The organism is Pseudoalteromonas luteoviolacea NCIMB 1944 (assembly GCF_001625565.1).
Lineage (GTDB): Bacteria > Pseudomonadota > Gammaproteobacteria > Enterobacterales > Alteromonadaceae > Pseudoalteromonas > Pseudoalteromonas luteoviolacea_F.
In genome coordinates this window covers 35,472-56,116 of sequence record NZ_AUXS01000013.1, presented here as the reverse complement: position 1 = coordinate 56,116, position 20,645 = coordinate 35,472, and the positions used below count along the sequence as shown (strand labels likewise).

The window sequence follows — 20,645 nt, the reverse complement described above, 5'->3', positions numbered from 1 at the left end:
ACACGACCACTACTGACCTTTAATATTGAGTAAGTCTACCCGATATCCACAGATTTAACAGATCGTTTACGCCAAACTGGTAACTTAATTCAGCGGGATGCTGGATTTGCCACATTGCGATATCTGCTTTAGCGCCGACTTTCAATACACCCCTGTCAGAAAGCCCAAGCGCTTTTGCGGCGTGTCTAGTAACACCTAACAACGACTCTTCTGGCGTCATTTTAAATAGAGTACACGCCATATTCAGCATTAGACGTAACGAGCATAGAGGTGCAGTGCCTGGATTAAAATCACTGGCAATTGCAATCGGTACCTGATGCTTGCGCAGCAACTCTATCGGAGGGTGTTGCGTCTCTCTGAGGAAGTAAAACGCACCAGGTAAAATCACAGCCACAGTGCCTGATTTCGCCATTGCTATCACACCGCGCTCATCTAGGTATTCGATATGGTCGGCTGATAGCCCACCAAATTCAGCAACTAACTCACTGCCATATTGATTTGAGAGTTGCTCTGCATGACACTTAACCTTTAAACCCAATTCCGTTGCACGTTCGAAAACACGTTTTGTTTGAGCGTGGCTGAATCCGACATTTTCACAAAAGACATCAACTGCATCAGCCAAACCTCGCTGTGCAACTAGCGGTAGCATTTCATCGCAAACAAGATCGATATAACCATCACTATTCCCTTTATATTCAGGCGGTAATGCATGTGCGCCTAAAAAGGTGCTTTGAATTTGAATTGGGTGATGGTCATCTAATATCTGGTTTACTTCGAGTAATTTAAGCTCGCTTTCTGTATCTAGACCATAACCAGACTTGCTCTCTACGGTTGTTACCCCTTCTTTGAGCAATGCATTTAGGCGCTGTTTTGCAACAACAAAAAGCTCTTCTTTAGAGGCCAGCCTCGTTGCCTTTACCGTAGTGGCAATACCGCCACCTTGTTCAGCAATTTGCTGATAAGAAACCCCATTTAAACGCTTTTCAAATTCCTCCGCGCGCGAGCCAGCAAATAAAATATGGGTATGACAATCGATCAGTCCTGGCGTCAACCAAGCCCCTTTTGCCGATGTAACAGGCGTTGCTAGTACATCAAACTCAGGCATCTCAGACCCTTTGCCTAACCAAACAATGGTGTCGCCTTTTATCATTATTGCGGCATTTTCTATGATGCCATAAGCGCCTGTGACTTGATCGTCCATTGTGGCTATATTTGCATCAGTTATTACTAAATCTACTTCAATCACTGTCTACACTCAGTTGGAGAAAATTGATACAAGTTTAGCAAGAATACTTGTATATACAAGATAGCTATGCCACCTTTATGAATAAGCTTTTATTACACGGTAGCAGACAGTGACAGAACAACCTAAGTTTGCACAAATTAAACAACACATTATCGATCAAATTCGCGCTGGAACTTGGCAGGAACATCAACGCGTGCCCTCTGAAAATGAGCTATCCGATCAATTTAAAGTAAGTCGTATGACCGCAAGACGCGCGCTGAGCGAGTTAACCGAAGATGGCGTGCTCACCCGCAGCCAAGGGTTGGGGACTTTTGTGGCGAGTCTCAAATCTCAGTCTTCACTGCTAGAGATCCGCAATATCGCTGATGAGGTTGAAGAGCGTGGTGGCAACTATAGTTGTGTTGTTTTATCACTAGAGTCAATGTCTGCTATCGCGCCAATTGCAATCGCGTTGGGTGTAGAGATAGACAGTCAAGTCTATCGCAGTGTTATTGTTCACCACGAAAATGAAGAGCCTATTCAAGTTGAAGAACGTTTTGTTAACCCGGCACTTGCGCCACAGTATTTACAACAGAACTTTACCACTTTGACGCCTCATGAATATTTGACTCATGTTGCCCCGCTCACTGAAGCTCGCCATACTGTTGAGGCCATTATGCCCAATGAAGAAGTCTGCCAATGGCTGAACATGTTTAACGAAGAGCCATGCCTACAGATGATCAGAAGAACATGGTCCTCACAAGGGATCGTCAGCTTTGCACGGCTTATATCCCCTGGTAGTAAATACCGCCTTGGTGGACACCTCACGTTCAAAAAGTGAAGGCGCTCAAATCATATGACGATATTGAAAGCCCAGTTCAGTGATCGCTGCGCCATCGATAACTCTAGACACAACCTCGTCACTGGCAAAGTTTGGAAGCTCACTGCCATAGGCCTCACAATGGCCTTGATAATATTGCTGCTTCGTAGGATGAGAGGGATGGCACAAATTGTAGATTGACTGTGCAGCATGCCAACTTGTCAAAAGACACATGATCCCTTCTACAACATCTTGTTGATGCACCATATTAACCGTAGCATGGGCAGAGCTTGATAAATGTTTACCAGCTATAAAACGACCCGGCTCTCTACCTGGGCCTACTAAACCAGCCAAACGCGCGACTTTGCCGTTTTGTGCTAGTACCATTTGTTCTGCACTTTGTAATATCTGCTGCCGTTTTGAATCTTGTGCAGCCAGTGGCGCTTGCTCATCAAATGTGCCCGCTTCATTTCCATATACAGCTGTTGATGAGCACAGTAAAAACCCTTTGCACCGCATTGATTTTGCCGCTTCGAGTGCGCACGTTAAAGTTTCTAAATAATGGCTGTCGCTTTGGCGCATGCGCGGGGGAATGGCGCACACCCAATAAGCATCGGTTAGCGAGAGTGAATGATGAAGTTTAGTATCAGTAACACAAAAGGCTTGGATATCCGCTGTAGCATCTGCCTGTCTTCGCGTCGCCTGAACATCCCAACCGCAAGATTTGGCGCTGTGTACTAGGGCGTTGCCTAACCACCCAGCCCCTAAAACGACCAATTTATTATTCATCATATTTTCTTAATTTTACCTATATTGGGTCATAATGTTAGTACAGCATGATGAAAAACGCTATCGGCATTTCCTCAGCTTTAGGTTATAAATTTGCAACTGCAATTTGATGATTCTTTACTATTTTTTTATTTTTGTTGGAGCGATATGATAAATACTCATGTCTCGCCTTGCTCACACTCCGTGTAAATTAGGTAGATCTATCAATTGAGATATGGTTTTATTATGTTAGCGCTGTCCCAATAAAAAGAATATGTCATGTTTGAAAACTTATCTCTTCGTAAAAAAATTCTCATCTTAATCGGCGGCACAATCTCTGTGCTACTTATGCTGGCCTCTACTTATTTTGTTAATCATATCGCAACAATATCGCGTCAAGGTATCGAGCGCGAAGCACAGAGTTATATCTACTCTGAAAAGTTGTCTATGGAATCTTTTTTCGCCCAATACGGCAAAGTAGTTGGCACATTCGTAACCAATCCGCACAACGTGAATTGGTTTGACAATTATTCTGTTAGGGAACAAAGCCTCTCAGGAGATAAAGGCTACAGCGAAGTAAATGAAGACTTTCAACGCATCAGCCAAAGCGACGAAAATATTCTTTCAGCTTTCATGGCCTCAGCCAGAACCGGTGAATATTTCAAAGAAAATGAGCGTACGTCTAATTTCGCCGATGGACGCCCTTATTACGCCTACAAACGCCCTTGGTGGCAAGACGCTTTGAATCACGGCAAGCTCTATGTTGGCGCACTCTCTGTTGATATCAACACTGGGGATGTTTCAGCCGTTGTACAACAACCTATTTATAATAAACAAGGTGAATTAGTCGCGGTAGGTGGCGTAGACTTACAGATAAACAAAATTAGCGCCATGGTCGAAGATATTCAGTTCGACGGCGAGGGCTACGGCTTTCTACTAGATAACGAATTAAAAGTCGTTCACCTATCCAAGCGTACCGGCCATAATTTGTCTACAACTGACGCAGGACCACGAGGTAAAGAAGGTTTAGCAGGCCTTGAGCAGCAATTCCAAGATACCAGCGGCTTTACAGAGTTAACCCGCCTTATTGACAGACAGGACGATGGCACTGCCACAGTAACCCTACAGGGCCAAGAGTACTACGTGGTGTTCAATAGTGTAAAACTAGATACCCCAGTACTTGACTGGCATGTCGGTATTTTGATACCGGTAAGCCTGATTGACGAGCCAGTCAATGAGGCTGTCATGAGCACGGTAACTGCTGTGATTGTGATTTTATCTATCATTGTCGCGATGATTTTACTCGCCGCGCAAATGATCACTCGCCCCATTATTACCCTGACTGACACGATGCGTGACATTGCATCTGGTGAAGGCGACTTAACGCGTCGTATCAATATTTCAAGTCAGGACGAAGTGGGTCAATTAGCCATGCATATGAACACCTTTATCGACAAGTTACGTTCGATGATGATTGATACCGCAGCGCAAGCCGAACAATTAAGTGGTGCATCGGCCCAATTACGCGATGTCTCTAACAATACCAATGCTGAGATACAGCAAGAAAAAGAACAGGTTGATAGTGTGTCAGCGGCTGTGACCGAGATGGCTGCAACCGTTACCGAAATCTCTCGCAATGCCCACGAAACTAACCGTGCTTCAGATCTTGTACAATCCATGACAAATGATGGCTCACAGCGTTCGAGTCAAGCACAAGAGGTGATGACTGAACTGGCCAGCCACATCGGGGATGCAGCAAAAGTCGTAGCGGGGTTAGAACAAGAAACCAGTAATATTGGCGCTGTTATTGACGTCATTAACGGCATTGCAGAACAAACTAACTTACTCGCCCTAAACGCTGCCATTGAGGCTGCCCGTGCCGGAGAACAAGGTCGAGGCTTTGCTGTGGTTGCCGATGAAGTGAGAAGTCTTGCGAGCAGAACACAGGAGTCGACAGATGATATTCGAAATATGATCTCACGACTGCAGCAAATTGCGCAGCAGGCATCAACCATGATGCAGCAAGGTCAAGAACGAGCACAAAGCTCTGTGGAACAGACACAAGAAGTGTTAGACGCATTACGCAATATCACAGATTCGGTTAATACTGTACAAGACCAGAGCCATCAAATCGCAACCTCTACGGAAGAGCAGACGGTGGTAGCTGAAGACATCAACAATAGCCTTAACTCTATTAATGATCTAGTGAATAGTACAGCTAACCATGCGCACCTATTAGCTGATGAGGCAAGAGACTTAAACGATTTAGCCAAAGCACTTAATGCCACAGTAAATCAATTTAAACTTTAATCTCCAAAAAGTTTTGGTACGACACAACATGGTGTCGTACCAAAATCACTTCAATTTTTCTCATATTGCAACACAGCAAACTTGCTCAATTTACAAGCAAAAACAACTTGTTATCTCGCCTATTGCAACAAATATCATTAGTTATCAGCAGTTAAGGAATTAGATGAGACTGTTGATCACAATCAAACAATTTCACCCTCAAACCTTTACTTGGGTATTTTTTTTCGCCAAATTAATAATAAAATACTAGAAAATTAAGTATATTTAAAAGAACCATTTGTTACCTTTATGCAATTAAACTCATAGCTCGTGCGAGCTTGTAGGGTGTTATATGATAAAAAACTGGCGTTTAAGCCAACAACTTAACGGCGCCTTTGGCGTAATGATATTGATGATAATCGTACTCTCTATTACGGCTTATTGGGGATTGAGCAGCGGATACAATAATTTTGTCGAATACCGTACCAAAGCAAGGGACAGCAATTTAGCTGGACGTATTCAAGCGAATTTACTGGAGGTAAGATTACAAGCCATTAAATACTTAAAGCATCAAAGCGATGCAAATATCGCCCAATTTGACCAGCGATTAGAATTACTAGAAACGCTACTCGATAAAGCCCAAGCCCAATATTCTGACACCTCTCAACTCAGCATCATCACTGATAGCCAAAAACAAATAGAACGATATGAACGCAGCTTTAGACAAGTTATCACTTTATATGAGCGTCGCCACCAAATAGTTAACAGTACGTTGAATAAACAAGGACCAGAGCTGGATAATCAACTACGCACCATGATGGATAACGCGCAGTCCATTGAAGAAGTAAATAAAATCAGTGCGCTGCGAAGCTTGCTGCAGCAAGGCCGATTATCCACAAACCAGTTTTTAGTCGCCAATGCTGAGCGGGATTACCAAATGGCGACAGACACACTAAATAGGTTAAACACGCAAGCAACACAATTGCTGCAACAATCTCAAACAGGTCAATATCAGCGCTTTATTACCCCTTTAGAAGCTTATCAAGCTGGGCTAGAAGAGGTTTATCAGGTCATCATCAAACGTAATACGGAAATAACTCAGTCACTGGATAAAATCGGCCCAGACGTCGCAGCCCAAGTTGAAAATATCAAATTAGATATCAAAGCATCACAAGATGAGTTAGGGCCAATAGTGCAAGCAGCCAGCGCCAATGCCAAGTTTATTGTCATCACACTCGCGTTGCTTATCATTGTCTGTGGCGTATTTTTTAGCTGGTTTATTAGCCGAATTATCAAACTGCCAATTGGTGGAGAGCCGCGAGAAATTGAAGCTATGGCAAGAAAGATTGCCACGGGCGATCTGACTGTTCACTTCGATCAAAGCCAAACCAATAGCGGTATTTACCAAGCGATGTCAGAAATGGTGTCGAATCTGCGGACATTTATCGAACAGATCCACCAATCCACAGACACGTTGACTGCGACAGCACACAATATGAGTGCTATCACAACACAGGCAATGCAAGGTGCTGAGCAACAAATGGCGCAGTTAGAAAGTACCGATAGAGCAATGGATGAGATGGCTCAGACCGTATCAGATATAACCCAAAGTACCCAATCTGCTGCGGATACAGCGACAGCCGCGGAAGAGTCTTCACAGCATGGACTAAATGCTGTCGCACAAACAACGACTTCAATCACTACATTAAAAGCAGACATTGACAATGTCAGCCAAACCATTTCAAAACTTGCTGAAGAAACCCAATCGGTAGGATCTATCCTTGATGTCATCCGTGGTATTGCAGATCAAACCAACTTGCTTGCACTCAATGCTGCCATTGAAGCGGCCAGAGCCGGAGAGCAAGGCCGCGGATTTGCGGTAGTGGCTGATGAGGTACGTAGCCTAGCAAGTCGCACACAGCAAAGTACAGAAGAGATTCAAGCCATGATCTCTAGGCTTCAACAAGAAGCACAGCGTTCTGTAGAGCTCATGGGAAGTAATGTCGATAATGCTGAAACCACTGCTGATCAAATTCACCAAGCGGGACAAACTTTACAGCAAGTGTCAGACTCTGTTATCGCGATCCGTGATATGAGTATCCAAATAGCCAGTGCCACCGAACAGCAAAATGCCGTAACACAGCAGGTCTCCCAAGGGGTTCGTGATGTCACCGGGACAGCAAAAGAAACGGCGCAAGGCGCAGAAAAAGCGTCCAATGATGCAACTGTGCTTGCCACACTAGCCGAGGATCTCGCTGCCACGGCCAAGCGTTACCAACTTTAGCGCGCTTTTAGGCAATACAGGGCCCTTCTGTATTGCCTAATAATCACCCCATTGCGTCAGATCAAACTCTGCTTATGTAGTAACACCTATACTGAGCAAGTGTAATATTATTTGAGTGCGATCGTGATTAAACTACCTCATTGGGAAGATTCCCTGATCCAGAAGTATAATATTTCTGGTCCAAGATATACCTCTTACCCCACCGCTTTATCATTGACCTCCGGATATGACCAAACTGCATTGACCAACGCCATTGCCAATTCATCTAATCGTGCGTTGTCGCTGTATATCCATATCCCTTTTTGTCATCAGCTATGTTACTACTGTGGCTGCAATAAGATTATTACCCGCCATCAGTCAAAAGCCGATGTTTATCTTGATCATCTCGTTCAAGAAATCGAGGCACAAGCGCCATTGTTTAAGGACTATCATGTCGAACAACTACACCTAGGTGGAGGTACGCCGACTTTTTTAACCACAGCTCAAATGGCACGGCTCATTGCGGCCCTCGAACAGCACTTTGATTTTACCCATACTGCACAACGCGGTATTGAAATAGACCCTCGCTCGCTGGCAGATGGCATGTTAGTGTCACTGAAAGAAATGGGGTTCAACCGCGTATCATTTGGCGTTCAAGACTTTAATGATGAAGTACAAGCTGCTGTTAATCGCCCGCAGCAAATTGACGAAGTACTCTCTGTTTTGCAACAAGCACGAGCTCTCGGCTTTAAATCCATCAATATGGACATGATATACGGCTTGCCACACCAAACCCCAGAAACTTATCAAGCGACTATAGCGCAGCTTATCGATCTGGCACCAGACCGTGTTTCTCTCTTTAACTATGCGCACTTGCCTGACAGATTTGCAGCCCAGCGAAAGCTCAAAGAGCAAGATATGCCAACGCCAGAGCAAAAGCTAACGATCTTCAAAGCGACTCTTGAGTGCATGACACAAGCGGGATATCAGTACATTGGTATGGACCATTTTGCAAAACACGATGATGAGCTAGCTATTGCACAACGGGAAGGCCAACTACACCGAAACTTTCAAGGCTATACCACTCATGGCAACTGTGATTTATTAGGCTTGGGTGTGTCGTCTATTTCACAGATTGGCAATGCCATATTACAAAATGAAAAAGAGTTAAAACCTTATTATCATGCAGTCTCAGAGCAAAGAAATGCTATCAGTAAAGGGATATCACTGACTCAAGATGACCTCATTAGAGCAGCAGTTATCAAGCAACTTATCTGTCATTTTGAACTAGACAAAGCATCTATTAGTGAGCAGTTTAATCTCGACTTCGATGAGTACTTTGAGCACGCATGTATCGCACTTGCACCATTAGAAAAAGATGGCCTTGTTATCAACAATCAAAACACCATCACCGTGACAGCCAAAGGCACACTATTTATCCGGATCATCTGTATGTGTTTTGACGCCTATTTACAACAGCAGATTAAAAATACCCGTTTTTCACGTGTCATTTAGAGCAACGCAGCCCGCCTTACTCTGTGCGGGCTTTACAGTTTTTCTGTAATTGTGAGCCACTAAACTGGTTAATTGACAGCACTCATCGTCCAGTTGCTTTCAAGTTCATTCACATGCCTTGTCAATGAACCTAGTCATACTCCTTGTATACTATCGGGCTAAAACATAACAAGGCTACTGGCAATCTGCTATGTCGATGTTTGATTACCCCTTCCCCCTTGGCACACTCTTTTACTGGCTTAAAGTGTGTTATCTCAGCTTATACTCACCTTTTCTTTTTGCTCATTTTAGATATTTATCAAGGGATTGTTTTAGAAGGGATTCATTATTTGAGAGTTCACCTGGGCAGGGCCTACCAGAAGATGAAGGGAGGCCAGCTTGAGCCATCTCTGATGTATCTTCAAACAAATAGCACTTACCTTTCCATTTCACTAGACGCCTGCCTTGGCTACGATAGATTTCTTCTGTTTCTCCAGACAAAAATTGAGTGTGTGCTTTTGGTGTTTTCATTCGCTCTATCGGTGCGCCTGCCTGTGTATCAAATTGCCTGGAGCCAAAATAAGCCTCTTGCTCTTTTTGTTGAAGCTGCTGAATACCTTTGTGCGGGTTAAACTTGAACACTTTTACTTTGTTTGAAGCATTTGCATCTTGATGATTCTCTGGCTGAAGCGCTTCATGCATTTGCACCGCTTCTGGCTGCTCTAGCGACCTTTCAAGAGCGTTATACTCAGGCTCGTCTGCTGAAATAATGGGTTGCTTGTCTGATATGGGTTCACTTACGTTCTCTTCACTTAAGTGAGTATCAACGGCCTCGATAACTGGTTTACGCGGTTCATCCATTGACACCACATATACTTTGAGTGGCTTTTCTTGATTTGCGATAGGTAATGGTGGTGTTACTGAAAACAATATATAGCCAATCACGCCGTGTATTGCCAGCGACCCCAGCACAGCCCCCCTTATAGAGCGCATTCATAATTTCCTTTAATTTATTGCCTTGGGTGCTTGGAGGGGCTTTTTCGATGAAAGTTCAAAGTGGATTAAAGAGATTAGCTAGAGATATATAGCGGCCATTAAAAAACAAAAACCCCGGCCAAGGCCGGGGTTTTAATAAGTAAACTTAATTAAAAATTAAGCTTTCTTAGGACGTTCAATCACGTCAACTAGCGTCCAAGATTTTTTCTTAGAGATTGGCGCACATTCGCGAATAGTCACGACGTCACCTGCTAGTGCTGTGTTGTTTTCATCATGTGCGTGCAACTTAGTTGTACGCTTGATGAATTTACCGTAGATCGGGTGTTTAACCTGACGCTCGATAGCAACAACGATTGACTTGTCCATTTTGTCGCTAACTACACGACCTTGAAGAGTACGGATCTTATCGCTCATTATGCACCTGCCTTCTGGTTAATAACCGTTTTAACACGCGCAATATTGCGACGTACTTTTCTCAGCTCGTGAGTTTGAGCTAGCTGACCAGTGCTCGCTTGCATGCGCAGGTTGAACTGCTCACGAAGAAGCTCTAGAAGTTCAGCTTTAAGCTCTTCTACGCTTTTGTCTTTTAATTCGCTAGCTTTCATTACATTACCGTCCGAGTTACAAATGTTGTTTTGAAAGGTAATTTACGAGCAGCTAGGTCGAATGCTTCACGAGCAAGCTCTTCTGAAACACCTTCCATCTCGTAAAGTACTTTACCAGGCTGAATTTCAGCAACCCAGTATTCAACAGAACCTTTACCTTTACCCATACGAACTTCAAGCGGTTTCTCTGTAATTGGCTTATCTGGGAATACACGGATCCAGATTTTACCTTGACGCTTGATATGACGCGTCATAGCACGACGAGCTGCTTCGATTTGACGAGCAGTCATACGGCCACGGCCAGTCGCTTTCAAGCCGAAAGAACCGAAGCTAACTTTGTTACCGCTAGTAGCAAGACCACGGTTGCGGCCTTTGTGTACCTTGCGGAATTTTGTACGTTTTGGCTGTAACATTAGTCGCTACCTCTTACTTAGCACTTTTCTTAGCTTTCTTCGGTGCACGTTTAGCTGGCTTCTCTTGCTCTTGTTTCAGTGGAAGACCACCGATAACTTCGCCTTTGAAGATCCAAACTTTAACACCGATGATGCCGTAAGTAGTCAAAGCTTCTGAAGTAGCGTAATCGATATCAGCACGTAGAGTGTGTAGAGGTACACGACCTTCACGGTACCACTCAGAACGTGCGATTTCAGCGCCGCCTAGACGACCACTAACTTCAACCTTGATACCTTTAGCACCTAGACGCATTGCATTTTGAACTGCGCGCTTCATAGCACGACGGAACATAACACGACGCTCTAGCTGTGAAGAGATACCGTCAGCAACTAATTGTGCATCTAGCTCAGGCTTACGTACTTCTGCAATGTTGATTTGTGCAGGTACACCAGCAAGCTTAGTTACAGCTTGGCGAAGCTTTTCAACGTCTTCACCTTTTTTACCGATAACAACACCAGGACGAGCTGTGTGAATTGTTACACGGATCGATTTAGCTGGACGCTCGATAACGATTTTAGACACAGAAGCGTTTTTCAATTCCTTAGTAAGGTATTGACGCACTTTGTGATCGCCAAAAAGCTGCTCAGAGAAATCTTTTGTATTCGCGTACCAAGTAGATACCCAAGGCTTTGAGATACCTAGGCGAATACCAGTAGGATGAACTTTTTGTCCCATTACTTATATCTCCTAGCTATCTGAAACCACAACAGTGATGTGGCTTGAACGCTTAAGGATGCGGTCTGCGCGTCCTTTAGCACGTGGCATAATACGTTTCATTGTAGGACCTTCGTCTACAAAAACTTTAGCCACTTTAAGCTCATCAATGTCAGCACCTTCGTTGTGCTCCGCGTTAGCGATAGCAGACTCAAGTACTTTTTTAACCAATACAGCCGCTTTCTTTGGGCTATACGCTAGGATTTCTAGCGCGCGATCAACCGGAAGTCCGCGGATCTGATCAGCAACTAGACGTGCTTTTTGCGCCGAACCAGAGGCGAATTTGTGTTTAGCTAATGCTTCCATCATACCCTCCGATTAACGCTTCTTAGCTTTCTTATCCGCAGCGTGACCGCGGTAAGTACGTGTAGGTGCAAATTCACCTAGTTTGTGACCGATCATTTCGTCTGTAACGAATACAGGTACGTGCTGACGACCATTATGGACAGCGATGGTCAATCCGATCATGTTAGGGATGATCATTGAACGACGGCTCCAAGTCTTTATAGGCTTCTTGTCACCGCTTTCCAACGCCTTCTCTACCTTCTTCAGCAAGTGTAGGTCAATGAATGGACCCTTCTTGAGAGAACGTGGCATGGCAATTCCTCAACTATTACTTAGTACGACGACGTACGATAAATTTATCAGTACGCTTGTTCTTACGTGTCTTAGCACCTTTAGTAGGCTTACCCCATGGAGACACAGGGTGACGACCACCAGATGTACGACCTTCACCACCACCGTGTGGGTGGTCAATCGGGTTCATGGCAACACCACGAACTGTAGGACGGATACCACGCCAACGATTAGCACCAGCTTTACCTAGTGAACGAAGCATGTGTTCAGCGTTACCTACTTCACCGATAGTTGCGCGGCAATCCGCTTCAACTTTACGCATTTCACCTGAACGTAGACGTAGAGTCACGTACTGGCCTTCACGCGCTAGGATCTGTACATATGCACCAGCAGAACGTGCAATCTGAGCGCCTTTACCAGGCTTAAGCTCAACATTGTGTACTGTAGTACCTACTGGGATGTTACGCATTGGTAATGTGTTACCAGCTTTGATTGGTGCATCAACACCAGACTGGATTGCATCACCTGCTTTAACACCTTTAGGTGCGATGATGTAACGACGCTCACCGTCTGCATATAATACAAGAGCGATGTTTGCGCTACGGTTAGGATCGTACTCTAGACGCTCAACAACAGCTGGAATGCCGTCTTTTGTGCGTTTAAAGTCAATTACACGATAGTGATGCTTGTGACCACCACCGATGTGACGAACCGTGATACGACCGTTGTTGTTACGACCACCTGATTTAGAGTTCTTCTCTAGTAGCGGAGCGTATGGCTTACCCTTGTGTAGATCAGGGTTAACCACTTTAACGACGTGACGACGACCCGCAGAAGTTGGTTTACACTTTTGAAGTGCCATAATTCTAACTCCCCTTATTACTCGGCGCCGCCGACAAAGTCTAGCTCGCTGCCTTCTTTAAGAGTAACGTAGGCTTTCTTCCAGTCTGAACGACGGCCGAAACGCATGCCTGTACGCTTTGTTTTACCCTTAACATTTAGAGTGCGAACACCAGTTACTTCTACTTCAAAAAGCTTTTCAACAGCTGCTTTAACTTCAGCTTTGTTTGCATCTTTTGCTACTTTGAACACGATAGTGTTGTTCGCTTCAGCAGAGATAGTACTTTTCTCAGAGATGTGTGGAGCAAGAATTACTTTTAAAAGACGTTCTTCACTGATCATGCTAATGACTCCTCAAGTTGCTTCACAGCACCTGCAGTAATTAGAACCTTATCGAAAGCGATTAGGCTTACTGGGTCGATGCCAGCTACGTCACGAGTATCAACCTTGTACAGGTTACGAGATGAAAGGAATAGATTCTCATCTACTTCTTCAGTCACGATTAATACGTCTTTCAGCTCAAGCTCTTTAAGCTTAGCTACTAGCTCTTTAGTCTTAGGTGCTTCTAAACCGAAGTTTTCAACAACAACAAGACGCTCTTGACGAACTAGTTCAGATAAGATGCTCTTGATCGCACCGCGATACATCTTACGGTTAACTTTTTGGCTGTGATCTTGCGGCTTAGCTGCAAAGCTCACACCACCGCTGCGCCAGATTGGGCTGCGGATTGTACCAGCACGTGCACGGCCAGTACCTTTTTGGCGGAATGGTTTCTTACCACCACCACGTACTTCAGAACGCGTCTTCTGAGCTTTAGTACCTTGACGAGCACCTGCTGCGTAAGCAACAACTACTTGGTGTACTAATGCTTCGTTAAACTCACGTCCAAAAGTAGCTTCGGAAACTTCAAGCGCACCAGCGCCTTTAATTGCTAATTCCATCACTAAATCTCCAGGACTTATGCTTTAACAGCAGGTTTAACGATAACGTCGCCGCCGATAGCGCCAGGTACTGCACCTTTAACTAAAAGCAGGTTACGCTCAGCGTCAACACGAACTAGTTCAAGGTTCTGTGTCGTAGAACGAACATTACCCATTTGACCGGCCATTTTCTTACCTTTGAAAACTTTACCAGGAGACTGGTTTTGACCGATTGAACCAGGAGCACGGTGAGATAGAGAGTTACCGTGTGTAGCGTCTTGCATGCTGAAGTTCCAGCGCTTAACACCACCTTGGAAACCTTTACCTTTTGAAGTACCAGTAACGTCTACTTTTTTCACTTCAGTGAAAAGTTCAACAGTTAGTTCTGAACCTACTTCAAACTCACCTTCTCCGCCGTTAAGACGGAATTCCCACAGGCCACGACCCGCTTCAACGCCAGCTTTTGCGAAGTGACCCGCTGCTGGTTTGTTTACACGGCTTGCTTTTTTCTCGCCTGCAGTAACTTGAAGCGCGTTATAACCGTCTGTAGCGTCAGATTTGATCTGAGTTACACGGTTAGGCGTCGCTTCGATAACTGTCACAGGGATAGATACACCATCTTCAGTGAAGATACGTGTCATACCCACTTTACGACCGACTAGACCTAATGCCATTTTCCTAAAACCTCTCTAATCTTTCGATTAACCCAGGCTGATTTGAACATCAACACCAGCAGCAAGGTCTAGGCGCATTAGAGCGTCTACAGTCTTGTCAGTTGGTTCTACGATGTCGATCAGACGTTTATGGGTGCGGATTTCATACTGATCACGCGCGTCTTTGTTTACGTGCGGAGAGATCAATACAGTGAAACGCTCAAAACGCGTAGGTAGTGGGATTGGACCACGTACCTGAGCACCAGTGCGCTTCGCAGTTTCCACGATTTCCGCCGTTGATTGGTCAATCAAACGGTGGTCAAAAGCTTTTAGGCGAATACGAATGCGTTGATTTGACATTCTTAAACCTCAATTAAAAGAGCATTTAAAAAGAGCATAAAAAAACCGCCGAAACTATCTTATAATACCTAAGAAGTCGGTTGTTCTTTTATTTCTACCATCGAACTCCAAATCGGAGTTCCTGTTTAATAGCCTGAAATCCAGACTTTCATTTGTACTTTCAGCGGCCAGAAGCCGAGAAAGTTCGCACATTATAATGATACTGGTGATAAATGCAACAACTAAATGCAATAAATTTGCCTCACCTAACTAACCGTCTGACTCTCTAATATAAGGTAATTGTATTGCTCCAAATTATTGTCACAACTTAAAGAAATAAAGGGTCACTACGTCCTAATTAATAAATGTGTTCTACTGTGCATCTACTATACTAATCAACACATTGGCTACCCAGGATCCATGCTAATCAGCAACCCTGCCAATACACAAAGGTAGCAAACATCTGGGGACGGAGCACACTGGACAATGGTCAGTCCAGTTAATCCTTGATATTCTATTGCAAAAATTACTATTTGGTACTGCGTATGCGCTTTATATCCCAAAGTCTCAACGTGCTCGCACGCTGGACTAATTGGCTTTTAGTTAAAAGTAAACTGTTGCCAGAAAACCCGATCGAACAGTTCGACCTAGATCCAAACCTGCCAACTTTTTATGTCACGAGATTAAACTCACATTCAGATCTCGCAGCCATTGATCGCATGTGCCAAAAACTGGGGCTACCGAGTCCAATGCAAATGCAAAAGATTGGCAATTCAGAGGTACCGCGTTTTATCGCGATGCAAAACCCAACGCCACTTTTTTCAAAATCAGCGAAACCCAGTAATGCGCTGCAATTAAGTAAAGAAATCTTTCACGCTTTGAAAGCTAACCCAGAAACACAAGCACAAATATTGCCTGTATCGGTGTTTTGGGGCCGGGATCCCGGTAAAGAGAAACCGGGGTTGGCAACATTATTAGGCCACTCTCTCACACCGAGTTGGTTGCGAAAAGCACTGGTCGTTTTGTTCTCAGGTCGCGACAATCTAGTGCGATTTTCAGCGCCCATCGCCATCGAACAGCTGATGAACGACAAAGCCGATGTCGAAGAATTACCACAAAAATTACTGCGCGTTGCCCGGGTTCACTTCCGCCGCCAGCAACTCGCAGCAACAGGTCCTAAACTGCCGTCACGCGAAGCGCTGTTTAATTCTATTCTCGCAGCCCCGAGTATTAAAAAAGCCATTGCCGAAGAGGCCAAAGCTAAAGGTTTAAGCCACCACGAGGCAAGACTCAATGCTCAGGAGTTACTTGACGAAATCGCCGCAAACTATTCCGATGCGATGGTGCGCGTCGCGGATCGAGTGCTCACTTGGCTGTGGAATAAACTATACAACGGAATTGATGTAAAAAATGCAGATGAAGTCCGTACTCTCGCAGATAAAGGTCACGAGATCATTTATGTGCCATGTCATAGAAGTCATATGGACTACCTGTTGCTAACGTATGTTATCTATCATCAAGGTCTTGTTCCACCGCATATTGCGGCAGGTGTGAATCTCAACTTTTTCCCAGCAGGGGGGATCTTCCGCCGCTCAGGCGCTTTTTTCATCCGCCGCTCATTTGCAGGCAACAAACTCTACTCAGCCGTATTTAAAGAGTACTTGAGCCAGCTATTTATTAAAGGCTACTCGGTGAAGTTTTATACCGAAGGTGGACGCAGCCGTACAGGTAGATTATTGCCACCCAAAACGGGCATGTTAGCCATGACCATGCAATCTATGCTCAGAGGCATAGATAGGCCAATTTCTATCGTGCCAGTCTATATTGGTTATGAACATGTGATGGAGATCAATACTTACCTCAAGGAACTTGCCGGAAATCATAAGAAGAATGAATCTGTTCTTGGGGTTTTCAAAGCGATTAAAAACCTCCGTAATTATGGCCGTGGCTACCTTAATTTTGGTCAACCTATACATCTAAACCAGTACTTAAATGAACATCAGCCAGACTGGCGTCAAGATATTAGTGCCGATGAGACAACCAAGCCCCATTGGCTGAATGGCCAAGTGGCAAATGTTGCTGATCAGATCATGACCAACATCAATGCCAGCGCCGCACTAAACGTGATTAATGTGCTGGCAACAATCTTACTCAGCAACGAGCAATTTGCGCTGAGCAAGCAAAAGCTACTTGAGCAACTGCGCTTTTATTTGGCGCTGCAAAAGCACGCCCAATACAACGAGCATATCACGCAGCCAGATGAAGATGCTGAAGCACTGCTGGCCCATGCATTAAAGCTTGATAAATTTGATGTCTTGCAAGATGGGCTGGGTGAGATCATCACCATTAAGGAAAAAGAACGCACCCTATTCAATTATTACCGCAACAATATATTACACCTTTTTGCGGTGCCCAGTGTGCTGGCCCAAATGCTCTTCAACCGCTACAGCATGAGTGTAAAAGACGCAGAGCAAAAGTTAAAAACGCTGTATCCACTGTTTGCCAAAGAGTGGTTTTTAACCCCTATGCGAAATGGCTATATCAACGAAATATTAGAAAGCTTCGCACAGCATGAGTTGATCACCTTTGACGGAACTAATGCCGTAGCCAACAAAGATAATCGCGCACTGGCAAAACTCGAAATGCTTGGCAAGGTATGCCATTTAACATTAGAGCGCTATGCCATTACCAGCAGTTTAGTGATCAATAACCAAGGGATCAAGCGTGTTGATTTAGAGCGTGAGAGTGATATTTTGGCCAACCGTTTAGGTACGTTACATGGCATTAAGAGCCCAGAATTCTTCGATAAGAAGGTTCTGAGCAGCTTTATAAATGCACTGCGCGAACAGAGATTTATCAGTATTTCTGAGCAGCAAACCATCCAGGCAGAAACACAGCTGGAAGAGCTGCAAGCTTTTCTTACTGAGTTACTACCTGCGCGGATCTGGCAGTCTATCAACGATACTGTGTAGCTGTGAATAATGCGCCAAACTAGCGTTGGCGCATTACGCCCTCTTGAATCGTCGATGCGACTAATTCACCTGTGCGGGTAAAGAATTGTCCACGCACCAAACCTCTTCCATTGCTCGCACTAGGGCTATCGACACTATAAAGCATCCAATCATCCAGTCTAAACGGGCGATGGAACCACATTGCGTGGTCAATCGTAGCAACTTGCATATTGGGCTGCATAAATGACAAGCCATGAGGTTGTAGCGCGGTAGGCAAAAACTCGAAATCAGACGCATAGGCCAACAAGTAATTGTGGATCCGCCTTTCGTCAGGCATTTTACCATTAGCTTTAAACCACACATGACGCTTTGCTTGCGCCTTTTGCGGTTGGAACGGGTTTTGAAAGTTCACAGGGCGCATATCGAGGGGCATTTCTTGCGTAAACTTCGGCCTCAACGCCTCAGGGATCAAATGTGCATTGTCTTGATAAAACTGTAATGCCGATTTAAGTGTTTCAGGCTCTGGTACGTTAGGCATTTCCGCCTGATGAGACAGCCCAGGCTCATCGCCTTGAAAAGACGCAGTCATATAAAATATCGGCTTGCCATACTGGATGGCACTCACTCGACGAGTGCTAAAGCTGCGCCCGTCACGAATATTTTCAACATCATATACGATAGGCTTGCTCGCATCACCTGGACGTAAAAAGTATGAGTGCAATGAGTTTATATAACGGCCTTCAGGCAATGTGTATTTTGCGGCAGACAGTGCTTGACCCATCACTTGCCCGCCAAAAACCTGAGGAAAGCCCAAGTCTTGACTTTGTCCGCGATAAATCCCCTGCTCAATCTCTTCTAAACTTAATAAATCAAGCAAATTTTGTAAAACCTGACTCATTCGCTACCTCACCATTGTAGTTACTGCGATTAGTGATAATAATACACTAATCTACTTTTAATTGAGTACTTATAATGGCTTATTGGTTATTCAAAACTGAACCCGACGCATATTCTCTCGACGACCTGAAAAATGATGTACAACAAAGTACGTTTTGGGAAGGGATCCGCAACTACCAAGCGCGCAATTTTATGCGCGATCAAATGCAAGTAGGCGACAAAGTCTTTATTTACCATTCAAGTTGCAAAGTCCCTGCAGTGGTAGGTATTGCACAAGTAACCAAAGCTGCTGAAACGGACCCCTATCAGTTTGATGCCAGCAGTGATTACTATGATCCAAAGTCCACACCAGACAATCCAAGGTGGATAGGTGTAACCGTGCAATTTATAGAACAGCTTTCATCACCAGTGACACTCAAAGCGATTAAAGCAGACGATGCGATTGTCGAGCTTGCACTAAAAAAAGCGGGAAGACTCTCAATTATGCCAGTGACAGAGCAGGAATGGATCCACATCGTAGAAATGTCAAAAAGATGACCTAACTATGCTTTTTGCCACGTGGTTTTACTCGCCCTGTTTTGGGGATCATGGTGACATATAGCAACAAGGCAATCCACGAGAAGAACAAGGTGCCTATTAACCAACCGTTCTTCTCATGACCTTTGGAGCGTTTACTGCCTGCAACCAGAGCAATGGGTACCAGATAAACACACACAACCCCCACCATCAACATCAATTCGCTCATAACTGCTCCCAGGCTACCTCTTTCTCTAAAACCCGTTGTGGTGCAATATAGTGAATAAAATCCCCGCCCGTAAGCCCATAACTGAGCGGTGGGTTCAGATCCATATTTTGACCACTTCTGTCGTGTGCAACTCCTAGTAAGGTGGCATTGTGATGCTCTTTGAAAAACATAAACAATTGGCCAAACTTACAGCTCGTTACCGAGCTTGGTATTTGCAGACTAAACTGTGTATCGCCACGCAGTGTCGACAACAATTCTTCTTGAATACGACTCGAGCCAGGATCCTGCATAGAACGCACCAATATTTCCGCTGACATGGCCGTTGAACACTCTACATTTTCGCAATGTAAACGCAGTAGCTCTGCCTTAGTTTCATCGATGAAGTGAGCACAGATATGGGCACTAGACTGCACAATTGGGCTCAACTTGAGTGCTGTGGTAAATGTGTGATCATCATCTTTGCCGTCAACTATCACTTTGGCAGCAGTGCCGATAGCAGTGCGAGACAGTTCAATATCATCAGTAAAGCTGGCTAGACGCACAAAATCCACTTGAGGGTAACGCAGTAAAGGGTGCTCCATGTCTTCATGCACAGCAAGTACAATTCGCCGCTCAATCCGTTTGTTGTCGGCAAGAATAAACTCGATCATTTTTTCAGTGCGCGTTGGGTGCCAGCCAAAAATGATGATGTGATCGTTTAAATGAGAGAAATCTTTATCGCCTTTCATTGCTCTTTTTACCCATATTGTAATTTCTTGACCAACTTTTCCTAACAACACACCAAATAGCGCCAGCCCAAACGGAATTTGCACCAATGCGACAGCCCACCTACCCAGCTCGGTAGTCGCGCTGAAGTCTCCGTACCCCACTGTCGATGTGGTCACAACATAATAATAAACAAAGGTACTAAACGGTAACAGCGCGTGCTCTTTTGCAAACCATAACATTCCCCAAGTCAGCAGCATATGGCATGCTGTGGCGAGTACAAGGATTTGCCAACTGGCGCGATTGATGTGATTTTGGATTTGTAACAGCATGCGCTTTATTACGATCGGCATTTATTATCCCAAAACTGTGTATTGATCCCTGTATGACAT

Annotated in this window: 23 protein-coding genes; 6 read left to right on the top strand and 17 right to left on the bottom strand. The window is 44.6% G+C overall.

Annotated elements, in window-relative coordinates; translation table 11 throughout:
- Nucleotides 1-19: 19 nt before the first annotated feature.
- A complete protein-coding gene (hutI, locus tag N483_RS02180) occupies nt 20-1,201 on the bottom strand; it encodes an imidazolonepropionase (RefSeq protein WP_216594442.1) in 1,182 nt (393 codons plus the stop codon).
- A 154-nt stretch (nt 1,202-1,355) separates the two neighbouring features.
- Between hutI and hutC the strand changes: the two genes are divergently transcribed.
- Nucleotides 1,356-2,066: a histidine utilization repressor gene (gene hutC / locus N483_RS02175; RefSeq protein WP_023398446.1), complete on the top strand. Its 711-nt coding sequence runs from the start codon at nt 1,356-1,358 to the stop codon at nt 2,064-2,066.
- 6 nt (nt 2,067-2,072) lie between these two features.
- Here hutC and N483_RS02170 read toward each other — a convergent pair whose 3' ends face one another.
- Entirely contained in the window at nt 2,073-2,837 is a 765-nt protein-coding gene (locus N483_RS02170) for an NAD-dependent epimerase/dehydratase family protein (protein ID WP_023398447.1), read from the bottom strand.
- A 255-nt stretch (nt 2,838-3,092) separates the two neighbouring features.
- Here N483_RS02170 and N483_RS02165 point away from each other — a divergent pair, with 255 nt between their 5' ends.
- The 3 genes from N483_RS02165 to hemN all read left to right on the top strand — a co-directional run bounded on the left by N483_RS02165 (nt 3,093) and on the right by hemN (nt 8,880).
- A complete protein-coding gene (locus N483_RS02165) occupies nt 3,093-5,123 on the top strand; it encodes a methyl-accepting chemotaxis protein (protein ID WP_023398448.1) in 2,031 nt (676 codons plus the stop codon).
- A 331-nt stretch (nt 5,124-5,454) separates the two neighbouring features.
- Nucleotides 5,455-7,386, top strand: coding sequence for a HAMP domain-containing methyl-accepting chemotaxis protein (locus N483_RS02160; RefSeq protein ID WP_023398449.1), 1,932 nt, complete (start codon nt 5,455-5,457; stop codon nt 7,384-7,386).
- Nucleotides 7,387-7,509: 123 nt separating this feature from the next.
- Nucleotides 7,510-8,880 carry an oxygen-independent coproporphyrinogen III oxidase gene (gene hemN / locus N483_RS02155; protein WP_023398450.1) on the top strand — a complete coding sequence of 457 codons (1,371 nt, stop codon included), beginning with the start codon at nt 7,510-7,512 and terminating at the stop codon, nt 8,878-8,880.
- Between the two features lie 282 nt (nt 8,881-9,162).
- Here the strand turns inward: hemN and N483_RS02150 are convergent, their stop codons facing one another.
- From N483_RS02150 to rpsJ, 12 genes are all read right to left on the bottom strand, one after another.
- Nucleotides 9,163-9,852 (bottom strand): hypothetical protein, encoded by a 690-nt coding sequence (locus N483_RS02150; protein WP_023398451.1) that lies wholly within the window; start codon nt 9,850-9,852, stop codon nt 9,163-9,165.
- Nucleotides 9,853-10,011: 159 nt separating this feature from the next.
- On the bottom strand, nt 10,012-10,269 hold the full coding sequence (gene rpsQ, locus N483_RS02145; RefSeq protein WP_023398452.1) for a 30S ribosomal protein S17: 258 nt from the start codon (nt 10,267-10,269) through the stop codon (nt 10,012-10,014).
- A complete protein-coding gene (gene rpmC / locus N483_RS02140) occupies nt 10,269-10,460 on the bottom strand; it encodes a 50S ribosomal protein L29 (RefSeq protein WP_023398453.1) in 192 nt (63 codons plus the stop codon). Before rpmC ends, rpsQ begins: the two co-directional genes overlap by 1 nt.
- Nucleotides 10,460-10,873, bottom strand: a complete 414-nt coding sequence (gene rplP / locus N483_RS02135) for a 50S ribosomal protein L16 (protein WP_023398454.1) — start codon at nt 10,871-10,873, stop codon at nt 10,460-10,462. The genes rpmC and rplP overlap by 1 nt, the downstream gene beginning before the upstream one ends.
- A gap of 13 nt (nt 10,874-10,886) precedes the next feature.
- Complete coding sequence (gene rpsC / locus N483_RS02130) at nt 10,887-11,588, bottom strand: 30S ribosomal protein S3 (protein WP_023398455.1); 702 nt, start codon at nt 11,586-11,588, stop codon at nt 10,887-10,889.
- A gap of 12 nt (nt 11,589-11,600) precedes the next feature.
- Entirely contained in the window at nt 11,601-11,933 is a 333-nt protein-coding gene (gene rplV / locus N483_RS02125; RefSeq protein ID WP_010386167.1) for a 50S ribosomal protein L22, read from the bottom strand.
- 12 nt (nt 11,934-11,945) lie between these two features.
- Nucleotides 11,946-12,224 (bottom strand): 30S ribosomal protein S19, encoded by a 279-nt coding sequence (rpsS, locus tag N483_RS02120; protein WP_010367084.1) that lies wholly within the window; start codon nt 12,222-12,224, stop codon nt 11,946-11,948.
- Nucleotides 12,225-12,240: 16 nt separating this feature from the next.
- Nucleotides 12,241-13,065: a 50S ribosomal protein L2 gene (rplB, locus tag N483_RS02115; RefSeq protein ID WP_023398456.1), complete on the bottom strand. Its 825-nt coding sequence runs from the start codon at nt 13,063-13,065 to the stop codon at nt 12,241-12,243.
- A gap of 17 nt (nt 13,066-13,082) precedes the next feature.
- A complete protein-coding gene (rplW, locus tag N483_RS02110; protein ID WP_023398457.1) occupies nt 13,083-13,385 on the bottom strand; it encodes a 50S ribosomal protein L23 in 303 nt (100 codons plus the stop codon).
- Nucleotides 13,382-13,984, bottom strand: a complete 603-nt coding sequence (gene rplD / locus N483_RS02105; RefSeq protein WP_023398458.1) for a 50S ribosomal protein L4 — start codon at nt 13,982-13,984, stop codon at nt 13,382-13,384. Before rplD ends, rplW begins: the two co-directional genes overlap by 4 nt.
- A gap of 17 nt (nt 13,985-14,001) precedes the next feature.
- Entirely contained in the window at nt 14,002-14,637 is a 636-nt protein-coding gene (rplC, locus tag N483_RS02100) for a 50S ribosomal protein L3 (protein ID WP_010376387.1), read from the bottom strand.
- A gap of 27 nt (nt 14,638-14,664) precedes the next feature.
- On the bottom strand, nt 14,665-14,976 hold the full coding sequence (gene rpsJ, locus N483_RS02095; RefSeq protein ID WP_005495349.1) for a 30S ribosomal protein S10: 312 nt from the start codon (nt 14,974-14,976) through the stop codon (nt 14,665-14,667).
- Nucleotides 14,977-15,500: 524 nt separating this feature from the next.
- On the opposite strand from rpsJ, the gene plsB reads away from it, so the two are divergent.
- Nucleotides 15,501-17,927 (top strand): glycerol-3-phosphate 1-O-acyltransferase PlsB, encoded by a 2,427-nt coding sequence (gene plsB, locus N483_RS02090; protein WP_023398459.1) that lies wholly within the window; start codon nt 15,501-15,503, stop codon nt 17,925-17,927.
- A gap of 19 nt (nt 17,928-17,946) precedes the next feature.
- Here plsB and tesB read toward each other — a convergent pair whose 3' ends face one another.
- Nucleotides 17,947-18,804, bottom strand: coding sequence for an acyl-CoA thioesterase II (gene tesB, locus N483_RS02085; RefSeq protein ID WP_023398460.1), 858 nt, complete (start codon nt 18,802-18,804; stop codon nt 17,947-17,949).
- A 74-nt stretch (nt 18,805-18,878) separates the two neighbouring features.
- Here tesB and N483_RS02080 point away from each other — a divergent pair, with 74 nt between their 5' ends.
- Nucleotides 18,879-19,340, top strand: coding sequence for an EVE domain-containing protein (locus tag N483_RS02080; RefSeq protein WP_023398461.1), 462 nt, complete (start codon nt 18,879-18,881; stop codon nt 19,338-19,340).
- Nucleotide 19,341: 1 nt separating this feature from the next.
- On the opposite strand, the gene N483_RS02075 is transcribed toward N483_RS02080, so the two are convergent.
- On the bottom strand, nt 19,342-19,548 hold the full coding sequence (locus N483_RS02075) for a hypothetical protein (protein WP_023398462.1): 207 nt from the start codon (nt 19,546-19,548) through the stop codon (nt 19,342-19,344).
- Nucleotides 19,545-20,606 (bottom strand): potassium channel family protein, encoded by a 1,062-nt coding sequence (locus tag N483_RS02070; protein WP_023398463.1) that lies wholly within the window; start codon nt 20,604-20,606, stop codon nt 19,545-19,547. The genes N483_RS02075 and N483_RS02070 overlap by 4 nt, the downstream gene beginning before the upstream one ends.
- Nucleotides 20,607-20,645: the final 39 nt, after the last annotated feature.

What these genes read in the sequence shown, in the direction of transcription:
- hutI (WP_216594442.1), bottom strand. Translation starts at nt 1,201, where the DNA reads ATGGACGATCAAGTCACAGGCGCTTATGGCATCATAGAAAATGCCGCA.
- N483_RS02170 (WP_023398447.1), bottom strand. Translation starts at nt 2,837, where the DNA reads ATGATGAATAATAAATTGGTCGTTTTAGGGGCTGGGTGGTTAGGCAAC.
- N483_RS02165 (WP_023398448.1), top strand. Translation starts at nt 3,093, where the DNA reads ATGTTTGAAAACTTATCTCTTCGTAAAAAAATTCTCATCTTAATCGGC.
- N483_RS02160 (WP_023398449.1), top strand. Translation starts at nt 5,455, where the DNA reads ATGATAAAAAACTGGCGTTTAAGCCAACAACTTAACGGCGCCTTTGGC.
- N483_RS02150 (WP_023398451.1), bottom strand. Translation starts at nt 9,852, where the DNA reads ATGCGCTCTATAAGGGGGGCTGTGCTGGGGTCGCTGGCAATACACGGC.
- rpsQ (WP_023398452.1), bottom strand. Translation starts at nt 10,269, where the DNA reads ATGAGCGATAAGATCCGTACTCTTCAAGGTCGTGTAGTTAGCGACAAA.
- rpmC (WP_023398453.1), bottom strand. Translation starts at nt 10,460, where the DNA reads ATGAAAGCTAGCGAATTAAAAGACAAAAGCGTAGAAGAGCTTAAAGCT.
- rplP (WP_023398454.1), bottom strand. Translation starts at nt 10,873, where the DNA reads ATGTTACAGCCAAAACGTACAAAATTCCGCAAGGTACACAAAGGCCGC.
- rpsC (WP_023398455.1), bottom strand. Translation starts at nt 11,588, where the DNA reads ATGGGACAAAAAGTTCATCCTACTGGTATTCGCCTAGGTATCTCAAAG.
- rplV (WP_010386167.1), bottom strand. Translation starts at nt 11,933, where the DNA reads ATGGAAGCATTAGCTAAACACAAATTCGCCTCTGGTTCGGCGCAAAAA.
- rpsS (WP_010367084.1), bottom strand. Translation starts at nt 12,224, where the DNA reads ATGCCACGTTCTCTCAAGAAGGGTCCATTCATTGACCTACACTTGCTG.
- rplB (WP_023398456.1), bottom strand. Translation starts at nt 13,065, where the DNA reads ATGGCACTTCAAAAGTGTAAACCAACTTCTGCGGGTCGTCGTCACGTC.
- rplW (WP_023398457.1), bottom strand. Translation starts at nt 13,385, where the DNA reads ATGATCAGTGAAGAACGTCTTTTAAAAGTAATTCTTGCTCCACACATC.
- rplD (WP_023398458.1), bottom strand. Translation starts at nt 13,984, where the DNA reads ATGGAATTAGCAATTAAAGGCGCTGGTGCGCTTGAAGTTTCCGAAGCT.
- rplC (WP_010376387.1), bottom strand. Translation starts at nt 14,637, where the DNA reads ATGGCATTAGGTCTAGTCGGTCGTAAAGTGGGTATGACACGTATCTTC.
- rpsJ (WP_005495349.1), bottom strand. Translation starts at nt 14,976, where the DNA reads ATGTCAAATCAACGCATTCGTATTCGCCTAAAAGCTTTTGACCACCGT.
- plsB (WP_023398459.1), top strand. Translation starts at nt 15,501, where the DNA reads ATGCGCTTTATATCCCAAAGTCTCAACGTGCTCGCACGCTGGACTAAT.
- tesB (WP_023398460.1), bottom strand. Translation starts at nt 18,804, where the DNA reads ATGAGTCAGGTTTTACAAAATTTGCTTGATTTATTAAGTTTAGAAGAG.
- N483_RS02080 (WP_023398461.1), top strand. Translation starts at nt 18,879, where the DNA reads ATGGCTTATTGGTTATTCAAAACTGAACCCGACGCATATTCTCTCGAC.
- N483_RS02075 (WP_023398462.1), bottom strand. Translation starts at nt 19,548, where the DNA reads ATGAGCGAATTGATGTTGATGGTGGGGGTTGTGTGTGTTTATCTGGTA.
- N483_RS02070 (WP_023398463.1), bottom strand. Translation starts at nt 20,606, where the DNA reads ATGCCGATCGTAATAAAGCGCATGCTGTTACAAATCCAAAATCACATC.